At 45.7% G+C, this 19,295-nt stretch carries 19 protein-coding genes and 1 tRNA gene; 9 read left to right on the top strand and 11 right to left on the bottom strand.

The genetic code is table 11. The features are described from left to right. The first annotated feature begins 370 nt into the window (after positions 1 to 370). From E1919_RS05930 to lepB, 6 genes are read left to right on the top strand one after another with little or no spacing between them, the layout of a single operon-like run. Positions 371 to 1,051, top strand: coding sequence for a metal-dependent hydrolase (locus E1919_RS05930; RefSeq protein WP_162052435.1), 681 nt, complete (start codon positions 371 to 373; stop codon positions 1,049 to 1,051). Between the two features lie 7 nt (positions 1,052 to 1,058). After that, on the top strand, positions 1,059 to 1,841 hold the full coding sequence (locus tag E1919_RS05925) for a ParA family protein (protein WP_162052434.1): 783 nt from the start codon (positions 1,059 to 1,061) through the stop codon (positions 1,839 to 1,841). A 19-nt stretch (positions 1,842 to 1,860) separates the two neighbouring features. After that, entirely contained in the window at positions 1,861 to 2,775 is a 915-nt protein-coding gene (locus E1919_RS05920) for a ParB/RepB/Spo0J family partition protein (protein ID WP_162052433.1), read from the top strand. 9 nt (positions 2,776 to 2,784) lie between these two features. Further along, positions 2,785 to 3,450: a DUF5683 domain-containing protein gene (locus tag E1919_RS05915; protein ID WP_162052432.1), complete on the top strand. Its 666-nt coding sequence runs from the start codon at positions 2,785 to 2,787 to the stop codon at positions 3,448 to 3,450. Then, positions 3,447 to 4,163, top strand: coding sequence for a 4-hydroxy-tetrahydrodipicolinate reductase (gene dapB, locus E1919_RS05910; protein ID WP_162052431.1), 717 nt, complete (start codon positions 3,447 to 3,449; stop codon positions 4,161 to 4,163). The genes E1919_RS05915 and dapB overlap by 4 nt, the downstream gene beginning before the upstream one ends. A gap of 15 nt (positions 4,164 to 4,178) precedes the next feature. After that, the gene (lepB, locus tag E1919_RS05905; protein WP_162052430.1) at positions 4,179 to 5,285 is read left to right on the top strand and encodes a signal peptidase I; all 1,107 of its coding nucleotides are present in this window, start codon (positions 4,179 to 4,181) and stop codon (positions 5,283 to 5,285) included. A 125-nt stretch (positions 5,286 to 5,410) separates the two neighbouring features. On the opposite strand, the gene arsC is transcribed toward lepB, so the two are convergent. Both arsC and ung read right to left on the bottom strand, forming a co-directional pair. Further along, positions 5,411 to 5,752 (bottom strand): arsenate reductase (glutaredoxin), encoded by a 342-nt coding sequence (gene arsC / locus E1919_RS05900; protein ID WP_162052429.1) that lies wholly within the window; start codon positions 5,750 to 5,752, stop codon positions 5,411 to 5,413. A gap of 68 nt (positions 5,753 to 5,820) precedes the next feature. Continuing rightward, a complete protein-coding gene (gene ung / locus E1919_RS05895) occupies positions 5,821 to 6,483 on the bottom strand; it encodes a uracil-DNA glycosylase (protein ID WP_162052428.1) in 663 nt (220 codons plus the stop codon). A gap of 98 nt (positions 6,484 to 6,581) precedes the next feature. On the opposite strand from ung, the gene apaG reads away from it, so the two are divergent. Together apaG and E1919_RS05885 are read left to right on the top strand one after the other, a co-directional pair. Beyond that, the gene (gene apaG, locus E1919_RS05890; RefSeq protein WP_115564272.1) at positions 6,582 to 6,968 is read left to right on the top strand and encodes a Co2+/Mg2+ efflux protein ApaG; all 387 of its coding nucleotides are present in this window, start codon (positions 6,582 to 6,584) and stop codon (positions 6,966 to 6,968) included. A 101-nt stretch (positions 6,969 to 7,069) separates the two neighbouring features. Continuing rightward, the gene (locus tag E1919_RS05885) at positions 7,070 to 7,855 is read left to right on the top strand and encodes an O-methyltransferase (protein ID WP_162052427.1); all 786 of its coding nucleotides are present in this window, start codon (positions 7,070 to 7,072) and stop codon (positions 7,853 to 7,855) included. An 80-nt stretch (positions 7,856 to 7,935) separates the two neighbouring features. Here the strand turns inward: E1919_RS05885 and kdsA are convergent, their stop codons facing one another. Both kdsA and E1919_RS05875 read right to left on the bottom strand, forming a co-directional pair. Next, entirely contained in the window at positions 7,936 to 8,745 is an 810-nt protein-coding gene (gene kdsA / locus E1919_RS05880) for a 3-deoxy-8-phosphooctulonate synthase (RefSeq protein ID WP_162052426.1), read from the bottom strand. Between the two features lie 135 nt (positions 8,746 to 8,880). Continuing rightward, on the bottom strand, positions 8,881 to 9,468 hold the full coding sequence (locus E1919_RS05875; RefSeq protein WP_162052425.1) for a methyltransferase domain-containing protein: 588 nt from the start codon (positions 9,466 to 9,468) through the stop codon (positions 8,881 to 8,883). A 112-nt stretch (positions 9,469 to 9,580) separates the two neighbouring features. On the opposite strand from E1919_RS05875, the gene E1919_RS05870 reads away from it, so the two are divergent. Next, the gene (locus tag E1919_RS05870) at positions 9,581 to 10,522 is read left to right on the top strand and encodes a hypothetical protein (RefSeq protein WP_162052424.1); all 942 of its coding nucleotides are present in this window, start codon (positions 9,581 to 9,583) and stop codon (positions 10,520 to 10,522) included. A 100-nt stretch (positions 10,523 to 10,622) separates the two neighbouring features. Here the strand turns inward: E1919_RS05870 and cphA are convergent, their stop codons facing one another. From cphA to tsaD, 7 genes are all read right to left on the bottom strand, one after another. Beyond that, on the bottom strand, positions 10,623 to 13,250 hold the full coding sequence (cphA, locus tag E1919_RS05865; RefSeq protein WP_162052423.1) for a cyanophycin synthetase: 2,628 nt from the start codon (positions 13,248 to 13,250) through the stop codon (positions 10,623 to 10,625). A gap of 341 nt (positions 13,251 to 13,591) precedes the next feature. Next, positions 13,592 to 13,662, bottom strand: a tRNA-Cys gene (locus tag E1919_RS05860). 132 nt (positions 13,663 to 13,794) lie between these two features. After that, on the bottom strand, positions 13,795 to 15,690 hold the full coding sequence (rpsA, locus tag E1919_RS05855; protein WP_162052422.1) for a 30S ribosomal protein S1: 1,896 nt from the start codon (positions 15,688 to 15,690) through the stop codon (positions 13,795 to 13,797). Positions 15,691 to 16,133: 443 nt separating this feature from the next. Continuing rightward, a complete protein-coding gene (locus E1919_RS05850; RefSeq protein ID WP_162052421.1) occupies positions 16,134 to 16,664 on the bottom strand; it encodes an HNH endonuclease in 531 nt (176 codons plus the stop codon). An 83-nt stretch (positions 16,665 to 16,747) separates the two neighbouring features. Beyond that, a complete protein-coding gene (locus E1919_RS05845) occupies positions 16,748 to 17,524 on the bottom strand; it encodes a C40 family peptidase (RefSeq protein ID WP_237144035.1) in 777 nt (258 codons plus the stop codon). A gap of 168 nt (positions 17,525 to 17,692) precedes the next feature. Further along, entirely contained in the window at positions 17,693 to 18,160 is a 468-nt protein-coding gene (gene smpB / locus E1919_RS05840; RefSeq protein WP_162052420.1) for an SsrA-binding protein SmpB, read from the bottom strand. A gap of 127 nt (positions 18,161 to 18,287) precedes the next feature. Then, a complete protein-coding gene (gene tsaD, locus E1919_RS05835; protein WP_162052419.1) occupies positions 18,288 to 19,295 on the bottom strand; it encodes a tRNA (adenosine(37)-N6)-threonylcarbamoyltransferase complex transferase subunit TsaD in 1,008 nt (335 codons plus the stop codon).

Here is a 19,295-nt window from a genome sequence, read left to right as displayed (position 1 = left end):
CTTTGTTTTTACCTTTTAGCCAGATCTTCTTCTATATACCTAATCAGAAAGATTGAAGCGCCTTTTAGAAATACCTTTAAGTACACTACAATGTGCTAAGTTAGCATGAGAAGCAACAGCTTAGAGCATTTAGGTAGTTCTAACATTATCTGAAACCAGCTACATTATAGCGCAAGCATACTATACCGAAATCCTTCTTTATCCGTTTCCATATAAAGTCCCTGGCACATGAAAGGGAGAACCCGGCTTTTGTTTAAAAAATGTACTGCGGGTTCGGAATTGCATCGGTCTTTGTAGGTAAAAAACTGTATCTTTGCGCAAAATTAAGCTATCTTGCATAGCTATAAGAAAACACTAAAACAGCTGCATTATGAATATTACGTACTTCGGGCAGTCATGCTTCTTATTTGAAATCGGGGACAACCGCATCTTGTTTGATCCTTTTATCTCTCCTAATGAACTTGCCTCTTCAATAGACGTGAATGACATAAAAGCAGATTATATCCTGCTCTCGCACGGCCATCAGGACCATGTGCACGACGCAGAGCAAATTGCCAATAATAACAAGGCGACCATCATAGCCATTCATGAAATTGCGACCTGGTACGGCAACAAAGGAGTAGAGAACACGCACCCGATGAACATTGGTGGTAAGGTTACCCTTCCTTTTGGAACTGTTAAAATGGTAAGTGCCGTACACTCCAGTTCATTGCCAGACGGCTCAAACGGTGGGGTTGCTGCAGGTTTTGTTGTGGAAACTGAAACTCAGACCTTTTACTTTGCCGGTGATACGGCCTTAACTTACGACATGAAGCTCATTCCTGAGCAGTTTGATCTGGATTTTGCCCTGCTGCCCATCGGCGATAACTTTACCATGGATATACATGATGCCATGGTTGCCGCAGACTTTGTGCAGGTAGATACCGTTATTGGGATGCATTACGATACCTTCCCGTACATTGAAATAGATAAAGAGCAGGTGAAGGAAGTTGCGAAAATGGTAGACAAGAAACTTATTCTGATGGAGATAGGTCAAACTATAAATCTCTAATTTTATAATGGGAAAAATAATCGCGGTTGCAAACCAAAAAGGTGGGGTTGGCAAAACTACTACCGCCATTAACCTGGCGGCGAGTTTGGCAGCTCTGGAGTTCAAGACTTTACTCGTTGATGCAGATCCACAGGCAAATGCTACTTCCGGTCTGGGCTTTGATCCGGCTACCATCACCAGCAGCATCTATGAGTGCATGGTAGAGGATGTAAAGGTGGAGGAAATCATCCTGCAGTCGCCTAACATCGACTTCCTCGACCTCATTCCATCACATATAGACCTGGTGGGTGCTGAAGTAGAAATGATCAACGTGCCCAACCGCGAGGAAAAGATGCGGGAGGCGCTGAAGAGCCTGAAGCAGCACTACGACTTTATCATCATCGACTGCTCTCCTTCTTTGGGTTTGATTACGGTAAACTCCTTAACCGCCGCAGATTCTGTGGTTATCCCGGTGCAGTGCGAGTACTTTGCTTTGGAGGGTTTAGGCAAGCTCCTGAACACAATCAAAATCATCCAGTCGCGCCTGAACACTGATTTGGCTATCGAAGGCATTCTGCTGACGATGTATGATGTGCGCCTGCGCCTGAGTAACCAGGTGGTGGAAGAGGTGAAAACGCACTTTCAGCAGATGGTGTTTGACACCATTATCCCAAGAAACGTTAAGTTGAGCGAGTCTCCAAGCTTTGGTATACCTGCCCTGCTGCATGATGCGGAAAGCAAGGGAGCCTTAAGCTACCTTAACTTAGCCCGCGAAATTGCAGAGAAGAACAGCGTTGAGCTGGCGAAATAACCACACCATTACCCATTACATGTCTGACAACAAAAAACCAGCAGTTAAACGCACAGGCGGCCTCGGAAGAGGTCTTGGCTCTCTTTTAGAGGGTAACAAGTACACTGGGAAAACCGAATCTTCCACTATAAACGAAGTCAATACCATCGCAGATATAGCCATAGATCAGATCCAGACGAACCCATTCCAGCCGCGTACCCATTTCGACCAAACTGCGCTGGAGGAATTGGCGGAGTCTATTAAAGTACAAGGTATAATCCAGCCAATTACTGTTCGGCAACTCGACCAGAACAGCTATCAGCTAATTTCAGGGGAACGCCGCTACCAGGCTTCTAAAATTGCCGGATTAACTGTTATTCCAGCTTATATCCGCAAAGCAGACGACCAGCAGATGCTGGAGATGGCGCTTATTGAGAACATTCAGCGCGAAAACCTGAATGCCATTGAGATCGCCCTCTCCTATCAGCGCCTGCTGTCGGAGTGTAGCCTGAAGCAAGAGGAACTGGGAGACCGTGTCGGTAAAAAGCGTACCACCGTCACCAATTACCTGCGCTTGCTCAAACTGCCACCAGATATCCAGATTGCCCTGCGCGACAATATTATCAGCATGGGTCATGCCCGCGCGCTCATTAATATTGATACAATAGAGAAGCAGCTGGACGTGTTTAAGGAGGTAGTTGCCAAAGAGTTATCCGTGAGAAAGGTGGAAGAACTGGTACGGAACCTTCAGAACGCTAACAAAAAGCCTAACAATCAGCAAAAGCTACAGTTTAACAAATACGATGGGGAACTGAAAGGCGTAGAAACACGCCTGTCTTCTCAGTTCGGCACGAAGATACAGGTAAAGGCAAACAACGAAGGCAAAGGAGAAATCAAGATTCCTTTCCTGTCAGTGGATGAACTGAATCGTATTTTAGATATCCTAAACTACTAAGAAAGCTACATGAGGCTGTACACCGGGTTTGCAGTACTGCTGCTGAGTATACTGTTCTTGTATACTTCTGCAAACGCGCAGGTCATAACCGTTGGTCCAGACTCCGTAATGGTTATTCCTCCAGACACGCTGGCTGATAGTGGTGGCTTTTTTTTAAGCAAGCTGAAGGAATTGGACGAGCCAGCCAAGGCAGCATTGTACTCGGCAATTTTACCCGGAGCCGGCCAGTTCTACAACAGGGCTTATTGGAAGATACCTATCGTTTATGCAACTGGTGCCGTACTGGGTTACTTCCTGATAGACAACCACACTAATTACCAAAGCTACAGAATTGCATTGAACACACGCTTAAGTGAGGGCGTGGCATCGACTGATGAGTATGCGGACCACCCTTTCTTAGGAGTAAGTAACGGCGTAACAATCGGAAGTCAAGCTTACAATAACCTCAAATACCGCCGGGATTATTACCGCCGCAACCGGGATCTGACCGTTCTGCTTTCTATTGGCGCGCATGTGCTGCAAATTGCAGAGGCGTATGTACATGGTCACCTGAAGGAGTTTGATGTGAGTGATGACCTGGCACTGCGTATTCAGCCAGGTATTATACCTGTTGCCGGTCCTTTAAATTCCGTGTCACCTGGTTTAACTTTTACTTTATACACCCGATCGAAATGAAGATTCTCCTGATAGGCTATGGCAAAATGGGTAAAACCATTGAGCAGACGGCTTTGGCGAAAGGCCATGAAATCATAGGCAAAATAGACCATGATAATGCCCAAGAATTAAAAAACTATACTTCTGACAATACTGATGTAGCCATTGAGTTCACGCACCCTGAATCTGCCTTCGGTAATGTATCCTACTGCCTGGTGCATGGCATACCGGTTGTGTCTGGCTCTACGGGTTGGTTAGATAAATTTGAAGAGGCTGTTGCCTTGTGCCTTAAGAAGAAAGGAGCCTTCTTCTATGCGTCTAATTATAGTGTGGGAGTAAATCTGTTCTTTCACTTCAATGAATACATTGCCAGCAAGATGCAGACATATAAGGCTTACGATGTTTCCATTAGAGAGGTGCACCATTTGCAGAAAGTAGACAAACCTAGTGGCACCGGCATAACAGCGGCAGAGGGCATTCTATCAAGCTACATAAATTTAGAAGGCTGGGTGGCTGATAATCCGGAAGAAAAAAGTAAATTAAACATCACTTCTGAGCGTGAACCTGATGTGGTTGGTACGCACATTGTTACCTATGCCTCTGAAGTTGACAAAATAGAACTTGGCCATATTGCCCATAGCCGCACAGGTTTTGCCGAAGGTGCCGTAATGGCAGCTGAGTGGCTTATAGACCGCGAAGGCGTATACGGCATGAAGGACATGCTAAACCTGTAACCATAGCTATTGCAGATGAAAGTGAAATTCTGGGAAAAGAAACCAGTAACAAAGGCGCCGAAAAAAAAGAAGAGTTTTGCCCGTGAATGGGGCGATGCTATCATCTTCGCGGTGGTGGCAGCCAGTTTGATCCGCTGGGCAACATTTGAGGCTTATACTATTCCTACTCCGTCTATGGAGAAGTCGTTGCTGGTTGGTGATTTCCTATTTGTAAGCAAGTTGCATTACGGGCCCCGCACCCCCATCACGCCGCTACAGGTTCCTTTAACACACCAGACGATCTGGGGAACCAACATCCCCTCCTATTCTGATGCTATTCAACTGGAGCCTCACCGCCTGCCAGGCTTTTCGAAGGTAAAACACAATGATGTAGTTGTATTTAATTATCCGCCGGAAGAAGAGCACCCCGCTGACTTGCGCACCAATTATATTAAGCGTGCCATTGGCTTACCCGGAGATTCGCTTGAGGTAAGAGACATGCAGGTGTTCATCAACGGCAATGCGGTTGATGCGCCCGACGGCCTGCAGTATAAGTACCTGCTGGTGCCTAATACACAACTGTCAGAGAAGTTCTTCCAGGACCGCAATATAAACTTGCGCGATGTAATACCTTATGAAAACGGCTATGTAGTAGATGCATCTCCGGAGCTGGCCGCGCAAATGGCACAGTTGAATTTTATCACAGATGTTATTCTGCTGAAGGACCTGCCTGGCAAAGCTGATCCGGAAGTATTCCCACAAGTGCCAAGCAGGTATGAGTGGAACAAAGATAATTACGGCCCTATTTATATTCCCCAAGAAGGTGCCACAGTGGCTATTACACCGGAAACGCTGCCTTTTTACGAAAAAGTTATCTTGGAGTATGAGCGCAATGAAAATGTGGACATACGTGATGGAAAGTTATTTATAGACGGTGCTGAAGTGAACGAGTATACCTTTAAGCAGAACTATTACTTCATGATGGGTGATAACCGCCATAACTCTCTTGACTCCCGCTACTGGGGCTATGTACCCGAAGACCACTTAGTTGGTAAAGCCGTCATGATTTGGATGTCTACTAATCCGGAAGGCAGCTTCTTTGACAGAATTCGCTGGAGCCGCTTATTCAAGACAATCGAATAAAGTTCAAACCTCACAAATTGAAAAGCCAGACATGACAGGTCTGGCTTTTTTTGTTTCCGTTTCGTTGAATCTATACTTGCCGCTTCATCAAGTGCATGGATAATACTAAAAGCGTCTCAGGTTCCTTACAGCAACTCCTGCACATTCTCTGGCGGACGTCCTAACACGGCTTTATCTTCTTTCACGACAATAGGCCGCTCTATTAACACGGGGTGGTCAACCATCGCCTGTATCCACTCTTGGTCCGTCATCCTTTTACCCTTATATGCCTCTTTATAAAGGGCCTCGTTCTTCCGCAGTAATTGCTCTGGCTTCATGTTCAGTTTCTGCAGTACGTCCTGCAGTTCGGCGGCAGTTAGTGGTGTTTTCAGGTATTCGACAACCTCTACCTCCTGTCCTGAATCTTTAATCAATTCCAGTGTTTGGCGGCTTTTACTGCAACGGTTATTATGGTATATCTTTAGCATTGTATCAGTGTTTCTATAACATATCCCTTTACTCACGGAAAAGCTTAAGTATGTACTTTAGAGGGTAGCTACCACTCTATTGGCTCTTTACCATGCTCCTGTAAGTATTTATTAGCTTTGCTGAAGTGGTGGCTCCCGAAAAAGCCCCGATCAGCAGCAAAAGGGGAAGGATGTGCCGCTTTTAGCACAAGATGTCTCTCTTCATTTATAAAGGCACCCTTTTTCTGCGCATAAGCTCCCCACAACATAAATACCACATTTTCCTTCAGATCATTCACTTTCTGCACCACGGCATCTGTAAATTCTTCCCAACCCTTCTTCTGATGTGACCCCGCTTTTCCGGCCTGTACAGTAAGGGTAGCGTTTAACAGTAACACCCCCTGCTCTGCCCAGCGCTCCAGGTTGCCGGTGGTGGGCATATCTTTGCCTAGGTCATTTTTGATTTCCTTAAAAATGTTAAGCAAGGATGGCGGCACACGTACCTTGTCGCTCACAGAAAAAGCGAGACCATTTGCCTGGTTGGGGCCATGGTAGGGGTCCTGCCCCAGGATCACCACCTTCACCTCATCAAAAGGGCATTTCTGGAAAGCATTAAATATTTGATTGCCCACGGGATAAACTTTTTGAGTGGTGTATTCGTCTTTAACAAAAGAAACAAGATTTTTGAAATAAGGCTTTTCAAATTCATCTTGCAATACATTCTGCCAGCTTTCTTCTATCTTTACATTCATGCGTTACTAAGCTTGAGGGTTAGGTTAAGAGAGTAAATTCCACTGAAGCAGCCTGCAGCTACTGCACTGGTTGTTAAGTATACAAAAAACATTGGAACATGGATACAAAAACAACTGAAGGAGTAAAGATCACGGTTACGGCCAACTATCTGCCAGACTACTCCAGTCCGGTGCAGCAGCACTTTGTTTTTGCGTATAAAATAAAAATCGAAAACCACAGCGAGTTCACTGTTAAGCTGTTGCGACGCCACTGGCACATACACGATGCAACAGGTGTGGTGCGTGAGGTAGAAGGAGAAGGAGTTGTAGGGCAGCAACCGGTGCTGGAGCCAAGCGAGATGCATGAGTATGTATCTGGTTGCAACCTGAAAACAGGTATTGGCAAAATGCGCGGCACATACCTGATGGAGCGGTTAATTGACGGCCGCCAGTTTCACGTCACCATTCCAGAGTTTACCTTAGTTGTACCTTATAAACTGAATTAAAATAACAAGGAACGGGTATAGCACGATTACCTGCGCCAGCATGTAAAGCAAAGCAGTACTCGTTTCGCTTCTCCTGTATTCTGCCTCCCAAACCACGACCTGTGTCTTCTCTTCAACTAGCTGCTGACTACCTGCTGTACCGGAAACGTGCGTTTAATTTGCACGGTGTCCACTCCCCTTTCATTTTCGACCTGTACCACAACGTTTTAATGCACGACGGTCATTTCCTGGCTTATGATCGGGTAGAGACGCTTCGTGAGACAATGTTGCAGGACAACCGCCTGTTACAGGTAACGGATTTAGGAGCAGGATCGAAAATGCTAAAACAGCAGCAACGGAAGGTAAAAGCAATTGCCCGATCTTCAGCTAAAACCGCTAAATATGGGCAATTGCTTTTCCGGCTGGTTAACTACTTGCAGCCGCAAACAATTTTTGACTTAGGCACATCACTTGGCATTACCACCTCCTATTTAGGTGAGGCACGCAAAGAGGCAGCAATTTATACTTTTGAAGGATGCCCTAACATAGCCAAAGTAGCCTGCGAAAACTTCAGCCAGCTAGGGCTAAAACAAGTGCAGCTTATTATGGGCAACCTGAGCGACACATTAGAAGAACAGCTGCAGCAGATACCGCAACTGGACTTCGCCTTCTTCGACGGGAACCATCGCTATACCCCCACCATGCAGTATTTTAACACCTGCCTCAAAAAAAAGCAAGAGTACAGCCTGTTTGTGATAGATGATATCTATTGGTCAGGAGAAATGAAGCGTGCCTGGCAAGAAATAAAACAACATCCGCAAGTCATGCAGACAGTGGACCTTTACCATATAGGCCTCGTCTTTTTCAGGACCACGCAACCCAAAGAGCATTTTACTTTAAATTTTTAAGTACTGAATTCAAACGAAGGGTAAAGGACAAAAGACCAGTATTATCATGAAGTATTTTGTCCTTTGTCTTCATTCCATGCTTATGCTACTGCCTGGCGAATGCGGATAAGCTTTTTAAGCAGGTTTTCTAACTGGTCCAGCGGCAGCATGTTAGCACCATCAGACTTAGCTATACCTGGCTGCGGATGCGTTTCTATGAACAGGCCATCAGCCCCAACTGCAATGGCCGCCTTAGCGATTGTTTCAATCAAAGCAGGTTTGCCTCCTGTTACACCTGAACTTTGGTTTGGCTGCTGCAAAGAGTGTGTTACATCCATCACCACAGGTGCCCCTAAGGCTTTCATTTCAGGCAGATTCCGGAAATCCACCACCAGGTCTGAATAACCGAAAGAATTTCCTCTATCGGTCAGAATCACTTTCTTGTTACCAGAATCGTGTATTTTCTCAACGGCAAAGCGCATGGCAGCACCAGACAGGAACTGCCCCTTCTTGATATTGACTACTTTACCTGTATTGGCAGCTGCAACTAATAAATCGGTTTGGCGGCAGAGGAAAGCAGGTATCTGCAGCACATCCACATACTCGGCAGCCATGGCAGCCTCTGTTGTTTCATGTATATCTGTTACCGTTGGCACATCAAACTCCCTGCTCACCTTCTGCAGAATCCGGAGTGCTTTTTCATCTCCTATTCCGGTAAAAGAGTCAAGGCGCGAACGGTTGGCTTTACGGTAAGAGCCCTTAAAAATCAGCGGAACCTGCAGCGAATCAGTTAAGCTTTTCAGACGCTCAGCAATCTGCATGGCTATTTCCTCTCCTTCGATGGCACATGGGCCGGCCATTAAAAAAAAGTTGCCACTATCGGTGTGTTTTAGTTTTGGTATTTCAAACATGGTTCTTTTGTTTTTATGCGCAAAGGCATTGCAAAGGTACTATATCAAATAAGAATTACGAGTAATGCATTGAGTATTGTTCTGAGCCATATAGTAAGCCTTACTTCTAATTCAGAAATGCCGTTGAGCTTCGTATCACTTCTTCTGCAACAGCATAAACACCTCCCGTCCCTGCCGTGGCTGAATGGAATTATAAGCTGTATCATAGTGCCTAAAATGAAAATATGGCTCAAAGTACGTTCTGTACTCCTCTCGGTTACCTCCAAAGGGAGGTCCTTCGTGTGTGAAATCAGTATCGAAGAGCAGTCCCATCAGTTTTCCTCCCTGTCTGAGCAAATGTGCGCATTGGCGGGCATAGTCCAACCTTAAAGAAGGTTCAAAGGCGCAGAAGAATGTCTGTTCCACTATCAAATCGTACTCCCCTTCCAGCGAGAAGAAATCCTGTTGCAGCAGTTGTTCCTTCGAGAAGCCAGGCACGCGGCGCGCAAAATTATGAAGTGGTGCTTCCGCTATGTCTACAAGGTATACCTTCTCAAAACCCTGCTTAAACAGGTATTCAGCTTCATACCCACTGCCGCTGCCTGGGATCAGGATACGGATTGTTTTGTTTTGCAACTGATCAAAATAATTTTTTAGCGGCGTCGTTACATCCCCAACATCCCAACCTGTTTGGTTTAACTGGTAACGGTGCTGCCAATATGCTTCATCAAATTGTTGCCCCATCAAAGTAGATTAATAAATCAAAAATATTATATTTGATGCTTGCTAAGACTGAGCTATTAGTTTTATTTAAAATAAAGCTTAAATTAACATAAACAATAAACTAAAACCACATATGTCAGCTAACACACCTGAAAAACGAAGCAACAGGAAGCTTTTAATTGGTGGCCTGCTCGTCGTCCTGATCAGCATTAATGGTATTCTGATTTACATGAATTACCAGAAAAAAGAGAAAACGGAAGAGCAAGCCGAAGTTATCCGGGTTAAGAACAATGAACTGGAGAACCAGATTAAGGTTTACGAAGCCCTTAAAGCGGACTTCGAGCGCCAAAGCCAGGAACTACAGGCAATGGGCCTGGAAAACGACTCTCTGGAAACCCAGATTGCAGCTATTGGTGCTGACCTGGACGAACTGCGTGGCTTCAGAAAGCGCAGTTATAGTTTAGCTGATCAGCGCCGTTTCCGCGACAGAGCCTCGGCTTTTGAGCAACAACTGAAGCAGAAAGATGAGGAGATTGTGCAGCTGCAGGCAGACAATGAAGTGTTATTCACAGAAAACACTGAACTGAAGACAACTCAAAACCAGCTGTCAGATAGCCTGGTAACGTTTAAAACCAGCAACCGTGATCTGAACGAGAAAGTGAAGCTAGCTTCTAAACTAGAGGCGCAGAACATGAATGTGAATATCATTAACCAGCGTGGTAAAGAAAAAGAAGACAATGATAATGAGTTCCGGGCAAGGCGAGTAGACAAAATTCGTGTTGTCTTCAACCTCGCTAAGAATGATGTAGCTGCTAAAGAGCCTAAGACTGTATACATGCGTTTGATTGAGCCTGACGGAGCAGCACTCTATAACTTGGCTACAGGCTCTGGTTCCTTCCAGATAGACGGAGAAAACATGTACTTTACTGCCAAGCGCGATTTCGTTTTCGATAACACGCAACAGCAACTAAGCTTTACTTACGACAAAAATGCCGAGTATAAAAAAGGCCAGCACGTAGTAGAGCTTTATACAGACGGCTTTATGATCGGAAAGTCATCTTTTGTTTTAAAATAGATTATTCACCAGCACTACAAATAAAAAGGCCACTGCCATACGGTAGGGGCCTTTTTATTTGTAGGTTGATTCTAGAATTATACCATATTAGTTCATCATGTCACTCGGTGAGCACTCTTCTATCCTGTATCACTTTAAAGCTCTCCACCATTTTTACAGCCTCCTGAATATCCTCAGTAAAGATGGTAATAATCGATCCGGCCTCAGCATGCTCCAGTGCATAAGCAATTGCCCGCATCTCCTCTGGTATAAGCTTTGGCTTTTTATCGGGAGCGCTGTCTTCAATGCCCCGCAAAAGAGGGCCGGTTATCTCTTCTGCCTTTTTACCGCGCAGATCAGCATCCAGGCGTATGATGACGTCATCAAAAATCTGCCCCGCTACCTGTCCCAGCGCAAACAAGTCTTCCTGCCTGCGGTCTCCTACACCGGCTACTATGCCAACTTTTTTAGAAGCATCCAGACTATTAATAAATTCTCCAACCGCTTTTAGCCCCCCAACATTGTGCGCATAATCCACCAGCACATCATAATCAGGAAACTTGAAGAGATTCATTCTTCCCGGTGTTTTGCCCGGTGAGGGTGTAAATGTCCGGAGGGAAGTTTTGATGTTTTCCTTGTCAAAGTGAGAAATGTAGCCTGCCAGCAAAGCAGCCAGGGTGTTTTCTATGTTGAAACGGGCTTTACCACCAAAAGTAAGTGGTATCTCTGCCACGCGGTCTATTCTTATTTTATAGCTGTTTTTAAACAGGGAAATGTAGCCGTTTTCGTAAACAGCAGCCAGGCCTCCCGCTGCAATGTGTTGCAGTACACGCGGGTTGTCCTCATCCATACTGAAGAAAGCTATTTTACAGTCTAAACCTTCAGCCATAGCATATACCAGGTCATCATCTGCATTTAAAACAGCATACCCATCCTTGCTCACACTCTTTGGTATTACTGCTTTCACCTGCGCCAACTCCTCCAGGGTATGAATGTCGCGCAACCCCAGATGATCAGAACTTACGTTGGTGACTATACCGATATCGCATTGCTGAAAGCCGAGACCAGAGCGTAAGAGGCCGCCACGGGCACATTCTAAAACGGCAAAGTTCACTGTAGGGTCTTTCAGCACGAACTCAGCACTGTAAGGGCCGGTGGTATCTCCCTTCTCCAGCAGTTTATCCTGGATATAAATGCCATCTGTGGTGGTATAACCTACCTGGTAGCCATTTGCCTTAACCATGTGCGCAATAAGGCGGGTGGTCGTGGTTTTACCGTTGGTGCCTGTTATGGCTATTATTGGTATGCGTGACGGCTGATTGTGCGGGAACAGCATATCAATAACAGGCTCTGCCACATTGCGTGGAAGGCCATATGCCGGTGAGACATGCATTCTAAAGCCTGGAGCAGCATTTACCTCCAGCACGGCACCGCGCGTTTCGTTTAATGGTATGGCAATGTCGGTCGTCATCACGTCTATGCCACATATATCAAGCCCTACAAGGCCAGCGATGCGCTCAGCCATCAGAATGTTGTAAGGGTCCACCAGGTCTGTCACATCAGTTGCTGTGCCACCCGTACTGATATTGGCTGTGCTCTTAAGGTAAAGGGTCTCACCTTCCTGCAAAACAGCATCAGTGGTCAGGTTCCTGCTCTTAAGGATGCTCCTGGAGTGCTTGTCAAATTTGATTTTGGTGAGAGACTTCTCGTGCCCGACTCCCCGCTTCGGGTCCATGTTCTCTTTGTTGATTAACTGTTTGATGGTGGAGGTGCCGTCGCCGATCACCCTAGCAGGTGTGCGCATGGCAGCCGCTACAAACCGACCGTTAATGACGAGAAGCCTGAAGTCAGAGCCCTCGATGTATTGCTCCACAATTATACCAGCGGAAAATTTGCGGGCTTCAGCAAAACCACTCAGGGCATCTTTAAGATTAGTTACATTGATAGAGGCTCCTTTCCCGTGGTTACCATCAAGCGGCTTTATCACCACCGGAAAACCCAGCCAGTCAATCGCTCGCTTCAGTTCCTCCTCGTCGTAAACGGTAGAGCCTTTGGGCACCTGTATACCTGACTCACTAAGTATCGCCTTTGTCGCTCTTTTGTCTCCGGCTATTTCTACAGCAAAACAAGCTGTTTTACAGGTCAAGGTAGCCTGTATGCGCTTCTGATACTTTCCGTATCCCAACTGGATAAGTGAATGGCTGTTAAGGCGAATATAAGGTATACCCCTGCTCAGAGCTTCTGAAACAATAGAATAAGTACTCGGCCCAAAAAACTCGTCTTCCCGGATTTGGTGTAAGCGGTTAACATCATCACTCACCTTATACTTTTCACCTTTCACAAGGGCCTTGGTGATACGCAAAGCGGCATAAGCAGCATACTCCCCTGCCCGCTCCTCTTGGTACGAGAACACAACCACCATATGCCCTTCCTCATGCGCGGGATAGCACCGACCATAGCCACACTCCATTCCCGCCATTGTCTGAAGCTCCAGCGCCACGTGCTGCACGACATGTGCGAAAGTGGTACCGGCATCCACAGTCTTGAAAAAACCACCCTCCACTCCCTCTACAGAGCGATGCTTCAGCAAACCAGGAAGCTTTTTCTTTAATCCTGGAAGAACACCCGGGATGTCGTTTGTTAGTTTGTGGCTGAGGGATTCCAGCTCCAGTTTAAGGACAATAATCTTGGGATGCTTAACTGACCAGTAGTTTGGTCCGCGCATGACGCGCAAATCTACAATGTTCATGAGTTGTATGGCTGGGTGAGCGTAACATGTATAAGTTTAAACCATGGCAGATTAAGCACTTGCTTCTTTGTTCGCTGAACTCAGTTATATACATCTAAAGCTGTACAAATCTGTACCAGCAATCCAGAAGGAATGATGTTTCTCAGCTACAATTGACCAGAATAATAACTAATTTTTGCCGTAGGTCATTTAAAAGTTGAGTACGGGAGTAAGTGCCAAAAGATTAAATAGCATTGAAATTATGTTTGCGTGGCATAAATGAACGCAACTATATAGGATGTTAGATAAAAAAGCAAAAGGATAGAAAACAAAAAACCCTGCTATGCAATAGCAGGGTTTTGAGGTAACGAGCGGATTCGAACCGCTGTAGCAGCTTTTGCAGAGCTGAGCCTAGCCACTCGGCCACGTTACCGTGTTGGTGAATGGGAGTGCAAACATACATAGAAAAACATACTTGTCAAACTCCGTCGGTACTTTTTTAGTTATAAAAACAAAAAAGCCCCGGGTAAACCGGGGCTTTTCTATCAATGAATGTTATTAAATCTTAAGCATTCGTCTCATCATCAGCAGCTTCCTCGTTGCCTTCTGTCTCACCAGACTTCTTAGCAGCAGCAGCTTCTAATTTCTTAACACCAGCTTCTTTTTCATTCTCCAGCATCTGGTTCTTCAAAGCAGAAAGTGCATCCAGGTCACCAAGTGTTGACTTGTCTACATCAACCTTTGCTTTTGGAGCAGCAGCTTTCTTCTCTCCGGCAGGAGCTGCACCAGGAGTAGCTTTCTTCGTAGCTCTGGCAGTTCTCGCAGCATCCACCTCTGAGTGAGAGGCAGTGTGAGAAAGAATGATTTTACGGTCTTCCTTAGAGAATTCAGTTACTCTGAAGTCAAGGCTCTCACCTGCTTCAACAGTAGAACCGTCTTCTTTAGTCAAACCTTTCGGGAAAGCGAAACCTTCGATACCGTATGGCAACTCTAATGTAGCGCCTCTGTCTGATTTCTCAAGTACAGTAGCTCTGTGTACAGAACCGATGTTGAATACAGACTCAAACGTATCCCAAGGGTTCTCCTCCAGTTGCTTATGGCCCAGGGCAAGTCTTCTGTTAGGAACATCAAGTTCCAGAACAACTACATCCAGGTTCTCACCAACTTTCACAAACTCCGATGGGTGCTTGATTTTCTTTGTCCAGCTCAGGTCAGATACGTGAACCAGGCCATCTACACCTTCTTCAAGCTCCAGGAACAGACCGAAATTAGTCAGGTTACGAACGATACCAGTGTGCTTGGTGCCAACTGCATATTTCGTAATCACATCTTCTTTTGTCCAAGGGTCTTCGGTAAGCTGCTTGATACCTAATGACATTTTACGCTCTTGTCTGTCCAACGTCAATACAACTGCCTGAACCACGTCGCCTTGCTTTATAAAGTCTTGTGGGTTACGCAGGTGCTGTGACCAGGACATTTCAGACACGTGAATTAGTCCTTCCACGCCTGGCATCAGTTCAAGGAATGCACCGTAATCAGCTACGTTTACAATCTTGCCTTCTACTTTGGAGCCAACCTCGATTTCAGCAGGAAGAGCATCCCATGGGTGCGGCGTAAGCTGCTTCATACCAAGGGAGATACGCTTCTTGTCTTCATCAAAGTCAAGAACTACAACATTTACTTTCTGATCAAGGTTTAGTACTTCTTCCGGGTGGTTGATACGTCCCCATGAAATATCTGTGATGTGAAGCAAACCGTCAACACCACCAAGGTCGATGAACACACCGAAGTTTGTCATGTTCTTGATGATACCTTCCAGTACCTGACCTTTTTCAAGGTTGTTCAGGATGGCGGCACGCTGCAGTTCCAGGTCTTTCTCGATAAGTACTTTATGCGATACAACCACGTTGTCGAAAGCGGCGTTGATTTTCACAACTTTCACTTCCATTTTCTTGCCTACAAACACGTCGAAGTCACGGATTGGCTTCACGTCAATCTGAGAACCTGGCAAGAAAGCTTCCACACCATGGATGTCCATGATAAGACCACCTTTTGTTCTTCTCTTCACAACACCGTCCAGAATGTTGTCATTCTCAAGCGCGTCGTAGATACGAGCCCAGGCGCTAACGATTTTTGCTTTCTTGCGGGACAAGATAAGCTGACCGTTTGGATCTTCCTGGTCTTCGATAAATACTTCTACCTCGTCACCTACTTTCAGGTCAGGAAGGTCCCTGAATTCTGAAACTGGAACCAAGCCATCAGATTTGAAACCAATGTTCAGGATCACGTCACGATCAGTGATACCTACCACGATTCCTTTAACAACCTCCTGCTCCTGTACGGTAGTCAGGGTGTCGTCATACATTTGTTCCATTTCGGCTTTCTCAGATTTGCTGTAACCTGAGCCGAAACCTTGGGACTCAATCTTGTCCCAATCAAAATTGTCTGGAGAATTACTCATATTATTTGTAGTGCCCTGAAGTAGCCATCAGCATAGAGCAATCTGCTGATTTGGTTTAGTTTAACATCTCCCAGGTATAAACCTGAGGTCCATTCATTTGAATGAACTGCAAAAGTAATAAATAAACATGATAATTACTATATCGTTCCATATTGTTACCAGATTTTGGTGAGGTTTTTAGCGTGTGTAACCTAACTGATTGCTAAGTGCAGGAATAGTGTGTAATATGGTCGCCGTGAATAGCTTATAGCTATAGCTCCTCCCCTGTGTTTGCAGCGATCTAACAGTGAGATACCCGCAGCAGGACCTTCAGATACTGAACACTATAGAGTAGCTATAGTCTGTGCTGCGCCAGAGAAATAACGGCTGAAACAAAATCGTACAGGATGAAAAATTTCTACAATTACATTCTACAATTATATAAAGAACAGGCAATTTAGGAATCAGGAAGCATCAGTGGATCGCATTGATTCTTCTTTCATACCAAGGTATGTGCTCCAATCCTGGTTTGATTGAGTCAGGTGTAGTTGCAGAAAATTAAGAAGAGAAGGCCTTTTGGGTTGGGTTTTAAGTTTTAGCCCTGCTTCTTCCGGTGTACGGTTACCTTTACGGGAGTTGCAACGCGAACAGGCGGTCACCAGGTTCTGCCATGCTGTTTCTCCCCCTCTTGAACGGGGCAGCAGGTGATCCAGTGTCAGGTTTTTGGCTGTGCCGCAGTACTGGCAGTTGTAGTTGTCGCGGCGCATCACGTTGTGGCGGCTCAGGGCAATGCCATAGTATGGCACACGCACATAACGCTGCAAGCGGATAACAGAGGGAATGGGATAGACAGTACTGACGGTGTGTAGAAAATGACCTTCCGCCTTAGAAATCATTTCGGCTTTTTCAAGGTATACGAGCAGGAATGCCCGCTGCACAGAGCAGATGGCAATGGCGCTGAAGTCCTGGTTAAGGATGAGTACTTTGTCTTTCATGGCCGCACTTAAAGAGCTTATGCTCAACTTGTACGGCATAATTTACCTAATAATTGGCTAGCTTTACAAAAAATGAAAGCATTTTAAAGTAATATTCTTTTAATGATGCGCAATTGATGCGTATATCGCTTAAGATCCTGATTGTAGATACCAGTATGATCGAGGGTATCAATACGCACTTCTCCGTGTGCGTGCATGATTCTCTGCCCCTCCAGCATCATGCCTACATGTGTGATGCGGCCTTCAGTATTAGAAAAAAATGCTAGGTCGCCAGGCTGCGTCTGCTCCACAAAATGCACCTCCTGTCCATGTGTCACCTGCTGGTAAGCGTCACGGGGCAACTGATAGCCGCAGATGCCAAACACCTGCTGCGTGAACCCGGAGCAATCTATACCAAACACAGATTTCCCACCCCATAAGTATGGGAATTTTAGAAAGTTAGATGCTACTGCTGCAAGTTGTACTTGTGTTAACTTTTCATCATTAGTAGAGGCACGGCCGGCATAGGTATAACGTTCCTCATTTACTCGTATACTGCTATCATCATAGAAAGGCAGGTAGCTGCCAACACCTATTGGAATTTGAGTTGACTTAATATGAATCAACTGCACCAGATCCAGCGCTCTGGCGTGAGATGTAGTCTTCCACTCGTCGAAGTATTCAGGTGTAACGGCAGTATGTTGCTTGAAATCAATCCAGCCCCGGTAGCCGTCGGTGGCCAGCTGTAGCTGCAGCCAGTTTCCATCGGTGTTTACTACCTCATAGCATTCGCCAAAAATAAGCTGCGTTACCAGCTCTGCTCTGTCAGATGTCTCGGCACGCATCGGCACCAGACTCAGCATGCAAATTCCGTGTTCCACTTTTTTGAATTATAAATTAGAAATTATGAATGGCTGTTAGCTGGACTGGTTAAGCGGTTTTTATAAGTTAAAGCTTGTAATAGTAAACAAATAAGATACGCCTAAGAACTACACCTCCTGAACCCATTCATAATTCAGCATTCGTAATTCAAAACTGCGCGCCAGCGCCTAATATCCGCTTCGGGCCATTTCGCGTTTTACGTCTTTCTCCTTGATATCCTGCCGCTTGTCGTACAGCTTCTTACCACGTGCAAGTGCTATCTCTACTTTAGCAAAGCCGCGATCGCTGATAAACACGCGAACAGGTATAATAGTAACTCCTTGCTCCTGTGCCCCGCTCTCCAGTTTGCGCAACTCTCTCTTGTTGAGCAACAACTTGCGTGCGCGGGTGGGTTCATGGTTATAGTGTGTTCCTTCCGTGTAGGTAGAGATATGCACGTTGTGCAGCCACAACTCGCCTCGCTGAAAAACGCAATACCCCTCTCCCATGTTTACCTTGCCTTCCCGAATCGATTTGATTTCAGTTCCCATCAGCATAACACCGGCAGTATACTTCTCGATAAACTGATATTCGAAGGAAGCCTTTCGATTAACAATGTTAACGTGCTTCTTTATTCGCTCTTTATCTTTCGCCATTTATTTAATCTTATCTTGGTAGCCATTTAATCCGGCCCGTTGTTCTTTGTTCTGTCTGAACACATTTAAAGTTACTTTATCATACGAATCTTAAACCCTGCCAATCCTTTTATACTTTGAATTCTGTTCAGATTTTCAGTCTTGGCTCAGGGCTCACGTATTGCGTGGCAAAATCTTCTTTAAGGTATTGAAAATGAGCTGCCATTGCTATCATACCTGCATTATCAGTGCAATACTGAAAGGCTGGTATATACACATTCCAGTTATACTTTTTGGCATAGTCCTGCAGCGTTTGGCGCAAACCAGAGTTTGCCGATACACCACCAGCAATAGCAACCTCTTTTATACCTAGGTCTTTGGTAGCCTGTACTACCTTCTTTAGCAGCGTCTTGATAAGCGTCTTCTGCACGCTGGCACAAATATCCGCCAGGTTTTCCTGCACGAAATCAGGTTGCTCCTTCGTTTTATCGCGCAGGAAGTAGAGCACTGCTGTTTTGATGCCGCTGAAAGAATAGTTGTAGCCAGGCATATTGCCTACCGGGAAAGAAAAGGCATCCGGATTGCCTCTGGCAGCGGTTTTATCCAGCATCGGTCCTCCCGGGTAGGGCAAACCCAACATTTTGGCTGTTTTGTCAAAGGCCTCTCCTACGGCATCATCTGTCGTCTGACCGATGATTTCCATGTCCAGGTGGTTTTTTACAAGCACTATTTGCGTATGGCCACCGCTCACGGTTAAACACAGGAACGGAAATTGCGGTGTAGGTTCATCGATGAAGTGCGCCAGGATGTGCGCCTGCATGTGGTTTACCTCTATTAGCGGAATATTGAGCCCCAGCGCAAAAGATTTGGCAAATGAGCAGCCAACCAGCAGCGCCCCCAGAAGTCCGGGGCCACGGGTAAAGGCAACTGCATTTAGGTCACTTTTTGTTACATTTGCCGTACGCAAAGCCTGTGTAACGACTGGTATAATGTTTTGCTGGTGAGCTCTTGAGGCTAACTCCGGAACTACACCGCCATATAGCTCATGCACGGCTTGTGTGGCAACTATGTTTGAGAGCACCTTTCCTCCGCGTATTACCGCTGCGGAAGTCTCATCGCAGGAAGATTCTATTGCTAAAATTATAGGTTCAAGCAT

Source organism: Pontibacter pamirensis, from assembly GCF_010015475.1.
In the GTDB taxonomy this organism is placed as follows: Bacteria; Bacteroidota; Bacteroidia; order Cytophagales; family Hymenobacteraceae; genus Pontibacter; species Pontibacter pamirensis.
Note: the sequence above shows the minus strand (reverse complement) of the source record. Positions and strands in the feature narration are given on the sequence as shown.

Coding starts and splice junctions, on each gene's coding strand:
- E1919_RS05875 (WP_162052425.1), bottom strand. CDS start 9,468: ATGGGGCAACAATTTGATGAAGCATATTGGCAGCACCGTTACCAGTTA.
- kdsA (WP_162052426.1), bottom strand. CDS start 8,745: ATGTTTGAAATACCAAAACTAAAACACACCGATAGTGGCAACTTTTTT.
- E1919_RS05930 (WP_162052435.1), top strand. CDS start 371: ATGAATATTACGTACTTCGGGCAGTCATGCTTCTTATTTGAAATCGGG.
- rpsA (WP_162052422.1), bottom strand. CDS start 15,690: ATGAGTAATTCTCCAGACAATTTTGATTGGGACAAGATTGAGTCCCAA.
- E1919_RS05850 (WP_162052421.1), bottom strand. CDS start 16,664: ATGAAAGACAAAGTACTCATCCTTAACCAGGACTTCAGCGCCATTGCC.
- E1919_RS05925 (WP_162052434.1), top strand. CDS start 1,059: ATGGGAAAAATAATCGCGGTTGCAAACCAAAAAGGTGGGGTTGGCAAA.
- smpB (WP_162052420.1), bottom strand. CDS start 18,160: ATGGCGAAAGATAAAGAGCGAATAAAGAAGCACGTTAACATTGTTAAT.
- tsaD (WP_162052419.1), bottom strand. CDS start 19,295: ATGCTTGAACCTATAATTTTAGCAATAGAATCTTCCTGCGATGAGACT.
- E1919_RS05920 (WP_162052433.1), top strand. CDS start 1,861: ATGTCTGACAACAAAAAACCAGCAGTTAAACGCACAGGCGGCCTCGGA.
- cphA (WP_162052423.1), bottom strand. CDS start 13,250: ATGAACATTGTAGATTTGCGCGTCATGCGCGGACCAAACTACTGGTCA.
- lepB (WP_162052430.1), top strand. CDS start 4,179: ATGAAAGTGAAATTCTGGGAAAAGAAACCAGTAACAAAGGCGCCGAAA.
- E1919_RS05915 (WP_162052432.1), top strand. CDS start 2,785: ATGAGGCTGTACACCGGGTTTGCAGTACTGCTGCTGAGTATACTGTTC.
- apaG (WP_115564272.1), top strand. CDS start 6,582: ATGGATACAAAAACAACTGAAGGAGTAAAGATCACGGTTACGGCCAAC.
- E1919_RS05870 (WP_162052424.1), top strand. CDS start 9,581: ATGTCAGCTAACACACCTGAAAAACGAAGCAACAGGAAGCTTTTAATT.
- dapB (WP_162052431.1), top strand. CDS start 3,447: ATGAAGATTCTCCTGATAGGCTATGGCAAAATGGGTAAAACCATTGAG.
- arsC (WP_162052429.1), bottom strand. CDS start 5,752: ATGCTAAAGATATACCATAATAACCGTTGCAGTAAAAGCCGCCAAACA.
- ung (WP_162052428.1), bottom strand. CDS start 6,483: ATGAATGTAAAGATAGAAGAAAGCTGGCAGAATGTATTGCAAGATGAA.